Origin of the sequence: Mycobacterium kyogaense (genome assembly GCF_003254575.1) — a bacterium.
Classification (GTDB): Bacteria; Actinomycetota; Actinomycetes; order Mycobacteriales; family Mycobacteriaceae; genus Mycobacterium; species Mycobacterium kyogaense.
The window spans coordinates 401,996-409,598 of sequence record NZ_QJUA01000001.1; the positions used below are offsets into that span (position 1 = coordinate 401,996).

6 protein-coding genes and 1 pseudogene are annotated in these 7,603 nt (G+C 69.9%); 5 read left to right on the forward strand and 2 right to left on the reverse strand.

Features of this window, described 5'->3' with window-relative positions; translation table 11 throughout:
• Positions 1–140 precede the first annotated feature (140 nt).
• The gene (locus DMB80_RS01950) at positions 141–3,230 is read left to right on the forward strand and encodes a hypothetical protein (protein ID WP_240430955.1); all 3,090 of its coding nucleotides are present in this window, start codon (positions 141–143) and stop codon (positions 3,228–3,230) included.
• Here DMB80_RS01950 and DMB80_RS01955 read toward each other — a convergent pair.
• Entirely contained in the window at positions 3,227–5,491 is a 2,265-nt protein-coding gene (locus DMB80_RS01955) for a helicase-associated domain-containing protein (protein ID WP_205538460.1), read from the reverse strand. The two genes, DMB80_RS01950 and DMB80_RS01955, sit on opposite strands and share 4 nt — an antisense overlap.
• A 55-nt stretch (positions 5,492–5,546) precedes the next feature.
• Here DMB80_RS01955 and DMB80_RS01960 point away from each other — a divergent pair, with 55 nt between their 5' ends.
• Genes DMB80_RS01960 through DMB80_RS01975 form a run of 4 tightly spaced genes read left to right on the forward strand, consistent with a single transcriptional unit; the run spans position 5,547 to position 7,118 of the window.
• Positions 5,547–5,741 (forward strand): hypothetical protein, encoded by a 195-nt coding sequence (locus tag DMB80_RS01960; RefSeq protein WP_111508302.1) that lies wholly within the window; start codon positions 5,547–5,549, stop codon positions 5,739–5,741.
• A gap of 2 nt (positions 5,742–5,743) precedes the next feature.
• Positions 5,744–6,214, forward strand: coding sequence for a cyclic pyranopterin monophosphate synthase MoaC (gene moaC, locus DMB80_RS01965; RefSeq protein WP_046366297.1), 471 nt, complete (start codon positions 5,744–5,746; stop codon positions 6,212–6,214).
• Entirely contained in the window at positions 6,211–6,696 is a 486-nt protein-coding gene (locus DMB80_RS01970; protein ID WP_111508349.1) for a MogA/MoaB family molybdenum cofactor biosynthesis protein, read from the forward strand. Before moaC ends, DMB80_RS01970 begins: the two co-directional genes overlap by 4 nt.
• Complete coding sequence (locus tag DMB80_RS01975) at positions 6,693–7,118, forward strand: molybdenum cofactor biosynthesis protein MoaE (RefSeq protein WP_111508303.1); 426 nt, start codon at positions 6,693–6,695, stop codon at positions 7,116–7,118. The genes DMB80_RS01970 and DMB80_RS01975 overlap by 4 nt, the downstream gene beginning before the upstream one ends.
• A gap of 6 nt (positions 7,119–7,124) precedes the next feature.
• Here the strand turns inward: DMB80_RS01975 and DMB80_RS01980 are convergent.
• Positions 7,125–7,603, reverse strand: a pseudogene (locus tag DMB80_RS01980) (transglycosylase family protein); the annotation flags it as partial.

A 7,603-nucleotide genomic window follows, 5' to 3' on the forward strand; every position in this document is an offset into this window, starting at 1 on the left:
AAAAGACAGTCACGCGCGTCAATTTGCTCTAGTGTTCGCTGCGCGGGGTAGCGGCCACAAGCGTGACGGCTCACGCCCAGCGTTGTCGTCGGGGGGCGAACAGTCACGGGGGACTGGACGCAGTGACGGAGGCCGGGCGCATGAGTGGCAAAGCTGTCGGACATCGGAAGTCTCGCATCGGTGCCGAAGGGCAGTTCTGGGCGGCCGCAAGGCTCCTCGACGATGCAGGGTCCAACCGACCCGCGCGACACCGAGTCGAGCAGCAGCGGTCGGCGATTCCTGTCGGACGGGTGGGGGCACTGGCGGTCTCCCTGGGCATCGGCTTGGCGGTCGCACACGCGGCGACGGGCGTGGCCGCGGCGAGCGAGGGCGAGACGGAGTCGAGCGTCACGTCGGCGGGCAGCACGACACCGGACACCGACGCACCCCGAGCCGGCAAGATCCGGGGGGCGAAGCGCTCTACCGACACCAAGGCCGAGACCGATGCCGACAGCGCGACAACTGCTGACGACGAGACAGCAGCCGGCCCGCGGAGATGGCATGCCAGGTTCGACGGGCCGAGACGGACCAGGGACGCCGAGGGCGACGAGAGTCGGGACATCGACGTCGTTGCCGCGGGTACCGAGCAGAGTGCGGACAGCGACGAGGTCGCCGTATCGCCGGTGACGACGGCACCGCGCAAGCGCCTCTTCGCCCGGGTGCCGGACCCGGCGCCCCAAACCGCGCCGGTGGAAGTGGTGAGTCTGCAGGCCCCCGCGGCGATCGAGAAAGCCACTGCGCTCTCCGACACGCTGTCCGACACTCTTTCCGACACCAAGACCCCGGCGTCGTCTCCGGTCGACGACGCCCTGCTGGCCTACGTACGCCGGCTGATCACCCACACACTGTTCAACAAGACACCGGTGGTGCGGTCGGTGACCACCGAGCAGATCGTCACCGGACAGGTCGTGATCCGGATCGACGCCTACGACCCCAACGACGACCCGCTGACCTACACCATCGAGCAACCGGCCGGCGGAGGTGTGGTCGTCCGCAACCCGCTCGACGGTTCCTTCCTCTACACGCCGACCACCCCGGTCGTCGGCAATCCCCGACCCGTCGAATTCACCGTCGTGGTGAGTGACAGCTCCGTCGACCTCCCCGGCTTGCTGGGCCTGCTGCACACCGTGGCTCGCGTGATCGGGCTGGCGCAGGCCGACACCTACCGCCAGACAGTCGCCTTCACCGTGGACCCGCTCGTTCAACTCCCACCGTCGCTGCTCGCCACGCCCGCACTGCCCTACGTCGTGAAGAGCGATCCGGTGAAGCTGTTGTCCGCAGCCGCCATCGTCGATCCCGACTCCACACAACTGCAGAGCGTCAAGGTCTCGATCGCCGCCGGTAAACAGCTCGGTGACGTGCTCGGATACACCGCGCCCTCCGGCAGCATCATCACGCCCGTCTTCAGCGACGACAACCGCACGGTCACACTGTCCGGCCTGGCCAGCCTGGCCGACTACGAAGCAGCGCTCAAGGCCATCACGTTCAGCGCCACAAAGCTGGGTCTGGCGACTCGCGCCATCGAGATCACCCTCACCGATGAACAAGGCATCGAGAACCTGGTTCCCGCAGGCGTTCTGCTTCTGCTCCTGCCGGCGATCCAGTTCCCGCCGTCGCTGTTCGCGGTCGGCGGCGGGCCGTTCCGGTTGGGTGGCGACCCGGTGAAGCTGCTGTCGATCGCCGAGATCACCGATGCCGACTCGTCGTCACTGCAGTCGGTCACGGTATCGCTGGGCGCCGGTAAGCAGACCGGAGACGCGCTGTCCTACACCGCGCCGGACGGCAGTCAGATCACGGCGAGTTTCAGCGACGACAACCGCTCGGTGACACTGACCGGACCGGTCACTCTCGCCGAGTTCGAGGCCGCGCTGAAGGACATCACCTTCAGCGCAACGCAACTCGGGCTCGGTCTGCGCACGGTGAACGTCACCCTCACCGACACCGACGGCAACGACAGTCTGCTGCCCGCGACGGTCGCGATGGGTGTTCTCCCGGCGATCATCGTGGAACTCCCGTTGACAGTGACCCCATTGGGAGCCCCGATCCACACCATCGGTAAGCCTCCGGTGAAACTGATCTCCTCGGTCCTCATCGCCAACGCCGATGGGGGCAACCTCAGCGGCGCAACCATCGTCATCGGCCCCGGCCGCCTGTCCGGTGACACATTGACCTACACCGCTCCCGCGGGTTCCACGATCCAGGTCAACCGCCCCAACGACTGGACCATCGAGCTGACGGGACTCGCCAGCGTGGAGCAGTACACCGCTGCGCTGCAGGCGATTTCGTTCAGCGCGACGCAGGTCGGCCTCACTCGTTCGGTCACGATCTCGGTCACCGAAGAGGACGGCGACACCAGTCCTGTTCCGGGCGTGGTGTTCGCCAACACCATCGCACCGGTCCGGCCGCTGCTCACCGTGCTGTCGCTGCCGGCCACCTACACACTGGGCAAGTCCGGGGTCAAGGTCGCCGCCAACGTCGAGATCGGCGATCTCGACTCGACGGTGCTCACCGGTGCGACGGTGAAGATCAGCGGCGGACGGCAGGCCGGTGATCTGCTGAGCTTCGCCCCGATCGACGGCAACCCCGTGTCGGCGACGTGGAACGGAACCGACACGTTGACGTTCACCGGGACGGCGACGCTGGCCCAGTACGAAGCAGCGCTGGAGGCCGTCACGTTCACAGCGACCGGCGGCGCCGGCCTGCTCGACACTCGTACGGTCACCATCGATGTGGTGGACGACTCCGGCGTGGGCACGCTGCTGCCCGCTACGGTGCTCGTGGGCGTGAAGAACCCGGACCGTCCGACGATCGTCACGGTCGGCGCCACGTTCGTGAAGCTCGGCAGCTCGGTCAAGCCCATCACGTCAGCGACGATCCTCGACACCGACTCGACGATGCTGACCGGTGCGTCGGTGGCGATCACTGCGGGCCTCCGCAGCGGTGACACGCTCGCCTACGCCGGGATCAGCGGAAACCCGGTGACCGCCGCCTACAACACGAACACCGGGGTCTTGACGCTGTCCGGAACGGCCACGATCGCTCAGTACGAGCAGGCGCTGGAGGCGGTCACCTTCAAGGCGACGCAACTGGGGGTCTTGCCGACCCGCACGATCACCGTGAACGTGGTGGACGATTCGAACCTGTCGGCGCTGGTCGCCGGGCTGGTCCTGACGACGGTGTCGCTGATCTAGCCCGGATCGGCCGAGACCACCGACGTGACGCGGTGGATGGCGAATTCGCGCACCCGACCTGAGGCGGGGTCATACGCGGTCAGCTGTCCACCGCGCACGTTGATCGGCGCGACCACCCGCTGGCTGGCGACGCCCGCCGGATCCACGTAACCGATCACCACCGACTCCTGATGGTGTGCTGCGTGCTGCAATTCGGAGATCGCGACCGCCGGGTCGAGTCGCAGCCCCGACGACGGCGACGCCGCGACTTTGCGCAGCACGGCGACGATCGCACCGAGGGTCTGGTCGGTGGGAGTGGCGCCGGGCCGGAAGGTGCGGCGCCGGCCAGGGGCCGGGACGCGGGAGCCACGGCTGCGCAGATCCACGATCGCCCCGGTGGAATCCTCGGCAGCCGGGGCGAACCCGGCGCTTCGCAGCGCGGAGAGCACCTCGGCGATAGGGGCCTGCGACACCGCGACCGTCGGTGCGAGAAGGCGCAATTCGACGGCTTCGGTGGCCGGGGCGCCGACGGCGGCGGCCAGTAGCGCCGCGTCCTCGCAGCGCACGAACGACGCTGCCATGCCCACCCGCAGCTGCCCGTGCCGTCGTGCGACATCGTCGATGAGATAGGTCAATGCCTGCGGCACCGGTGTTCTGGAATGTCTGGTGAACAGAGCGTGGAGTTCTCCGGCGGTCTTGCCGCTGTCGAGCGCGCGCCGCACCGATGCCTCGTCGATGCGGAACACCATTGCCGCACCGGCTGATTCGACAGTGGCGACTGCGCCCAGCTGTTCGGCCAGATCCCGCTCCAATGGCCCCGGGACGATCACCGTCAGATCGGCCTGCACCAGGAAATGATCGATCGGGGAGGGAAGCGCCTTGTCCATCGCGGCGATGACGGCCTGCTCGTCCTCGCCGGCGAGCAGCCTGCGCAACGGGCTGGCCAGCGCCCCGCGGCCGACGACGCCGACGGCGTGCGCCTCGGTCAGCAGGTCCGCCACCGGGTCGGGCTGCAGGCGCGCCGACCAGCGGGGCCGCTGCCAGACCATGGCGCGGGATGCGCTCGCGGCATCCACCCCTGACCCTGGTGGCAGCTCGGCGAGCATCGACAGCAGGAGTCGGCGATCCAGCGGAGCTGCTGTCGAGAACAGCGAATCCGAAAGCGCTGCATAGGGTTTGCCATCTGGGCCGCGGGCGCCGACTAGGCTGGGCCGGCCCGGCAGGTCCAGCCACGCCGACGCCACCAGGTGCCACTTGACCGCCGTGGGAGATTCGATGAATCGGTCTGCGGCCACCGTCGGTGCCCAGTACGAACCGGTGTCCGGGGGTTCGGGCTCGGGGACCCCGGCGGCGATCAGCCCTGCCGCGAGTGCCACCTCGAGGATCAGACCCAGCCGACGCTCGTCGATACCCGTCGCCTTCGTCAGTCGTTTGACCTCGCGGACCCCCAGGCCCCCGCTGCGGAGCTCCGGAACCGGTGTGGCACCGAGGTTCTCGAGCACCAGATCGACTTCGCGCAGCAGGTCGATCGCGGCGCCGGCCGCGACGGCGTCGACGTCGGCGGTGGACGTGGTCGTCACCGTCGGGTCGGGGCGGGCCAGGCTCACCGGACCGGGCGTCTCGCCGCGCAGCGCCTGCCCCACGAGCCGAGGCAGGATCACCGTGTCGGCATCGAGTCGCCGCAGCAGCCCGGCGGCCAGCAGCCGCTGGACGGGCCGATCCGCCGGAGCGTCGGGGAGGGCATCGCGGGTGCGGCCGATCGGAGAGCCCTCGAGCAGCTTCTCGAGCAGATCGCGTGCCGCATCGTCGAGTGCGTCGAGAGCCTCGGTGACCTCGGCCGCGGAGAGGGCCTGCGGCTCGAGCGTCGCCTGGCCCGGGTACCACGGCAGCCCGTTCGCGGCCTCGGCGACGACGCGCAGGGCGCCCGTGCCTGCGGTGTCGCCCCACACCAGCGCTCGCTCCGTGAGGTCGCCGACCGCCGCGCGCACAGACGCCTCGTCGGTGCGCTCGCCCAACGCTGCGGCCAACTCCTTGAACGTCACCGCGGTCGTCTCGGCATGCACGGTCAGCAGTGCGTCGAGCACCGTCAGGTGCAGGAAGTCGAGATCGTCGGTGGCGGCCTTGACCGACTGCCGGGCGGCGGCCCGGGCGGCCAGCGCGGCGATCGTTCCCGGTGGCGGCTGGGTGAGGTCGGGCCGCGACCGCAACAGCGTGATCAGTGCCTCGTCGTCGCGTTCGGCCAACCACACGCCCAACGGCATACCGGGGCTCTTGGCGCTCACCTGACCAGCGTAAAGCAGCCTCCCACCCTCGCCAGCCGGCGATCGGCCTGCCACAATGTCATCCGTGGCTGATGACAAGAAGAACCGATACGTCGATCCCGGCTGGCCCACCAGCGACGCCGACGACCACGCCGTCAGCGAGCTGGCCGCCGACCGCACCGGGGCCCTGTCGCCGTTCGGCGACATCACCTTCCCCCTGCCGGCCGAGGAGCTGCCGTTCATCCAGTCCTCGACCGTCATCAACAAGTAGCGATGGCGGAGCGCCTCTCGCACCTCGACGAGGCCGGCGCCGCCCACATGGTGGACGTCACCGCCAAGGACGTGACGAAGCGCGTTGCGGTGGCTGCGGGCACCGTCCGGACCCGCGCCGACGTCATCGACCTGATCAGCACGAACGGCCTGCCCAAGGGTGACGCGCTGGCCACCGCCCGCGTCGCGGGCATCCTGGCGGCCAAACGCACCAGCGAGCTGGTGCCGCTGTGTCATCCGTTGGCTATCACCGGTGTCGACATCGACTTCGACGTCTCCGGCGACGAGGTGGGCATCACGGCGACGGTCCGCACCACCGATCGCACGGGGGTGGAGATGGAGGCGCTGACGGCTGTCAGTGTGGCCGCACTGACCGTCTACGACATGATCAAGGCCGTCGACCGTGCCGCCTCGATCGACGGTATCCGCGTGCTCCACAAGGAGGGCGGCAAGACCGGCCCGTGGTCGCGGTGAGCCCGACCCGCTCCGGTGTGGTCGTGATCGCCTCCACCCGTGCCGCCACCGGCGTCTACACCGATCGATGCGGTCCGGTGATCGTCGACTGGCTCACCGCGCGTGCGGTGCACACCCCGCCGGCGGTGGTGGTTCCCGACGGTGAGCCGGTCGGTGCGGCGCTGCGGGAGGCACTGCAGGACGAGCCCGATGTCATCATCACGTCCGGGGGCACCGGTGTCTCACCCACCGACGCGACGCCGCAGCAGACCGCGGCCGTGCTCGACTACGAGGTCCCCGGCCTCGCCGACGCGATCCGGCGCTCGGGGCTGCCCCAGGTGCCGACTTCGGTGCTGTCGCGCGGGATCTGTGGGGTCTCGGGACGGACGTTGATCGTGAACCTCCCCGGCTCACTGGGCGGCGTGCGGGACGGTCTGGGCGTTCTCGACGAGGTGCTCGACCATGCCCTCGACCAGCTGCGGGGCGGAGATCACCGACCGTGACCGAGGTCGTGCGCGCAGCGCTGACCGAGCAGCCAATCGATGCCGCCGAGCACGAGGCACTCGTCGCCCACCACGCCGCGGGCGCTGTGGTGTCGTTCGCCGGGGTGGTGCGCAACCACGACGGCGGCCGCTCGGTGACCAGGCTGGAGTACTCGGCGCATCCGTCGGCGGCCCAGGTTCTCGCCGATGTCGTCGCGGAGGTGGCGGCCGAGGCCAGCGGGGTGCGGGCGATCGCCGTCAGCCACCGCGTCGGTCCGTTGCAGATCGGGGACGCAGCGCTGATCGCCGTCGTGGCCGCCGATCATCGCGGCGCAGCCTTTCAGACGTGTGCACGACTCGTCGACCGCGTCAAAGAACTGCTACCCGTGTGGAAGCACCAGTTCTTCGTCGACGGCACCGACGAGTGGGTCAACTCCGCGTAGCGGAGATCAGGACGGCGGCAGGACCGGAGCCGGCGGGACCGGCGCACCCGGGGCGGGCGGCGCCGCGGGATCGATCGGCGCGCCAGGCAGCGGCGCACCCGGGGCGACCGGCTCGAGGGCGGCCGGACCACTGGTGAGCGGCCGCTGCGTGAGCGCGAGGAGGGCGTCCTTGCCGGAGATCTCCTGCGTCTGGATGGCGTGCCAGATGTCCTTTAGGTAGGTCACGTTCGGGCTCGGGTCGGCGACCGCGTTCGGATCGGCAGTGGTGCCGGGCGGGAGATTCGTCGGGCTGGCCAGGTGCGGCATGCCGTCGGGCATCGGGAGGTCGCCGGAGATGGCCTGGTTGGCGACGTCGTAGGCCGGTGCGGGAACCGGGACGGCGTTCAGCGGGGCCAGCGGGTCCGGTGCCGGTGCGGCGACGGGTGCGGGCGCAGGGGCCGCCGGCGCGGGAGCCGCGACGGGCGCGGGGGCCGGGATCGGGAGGG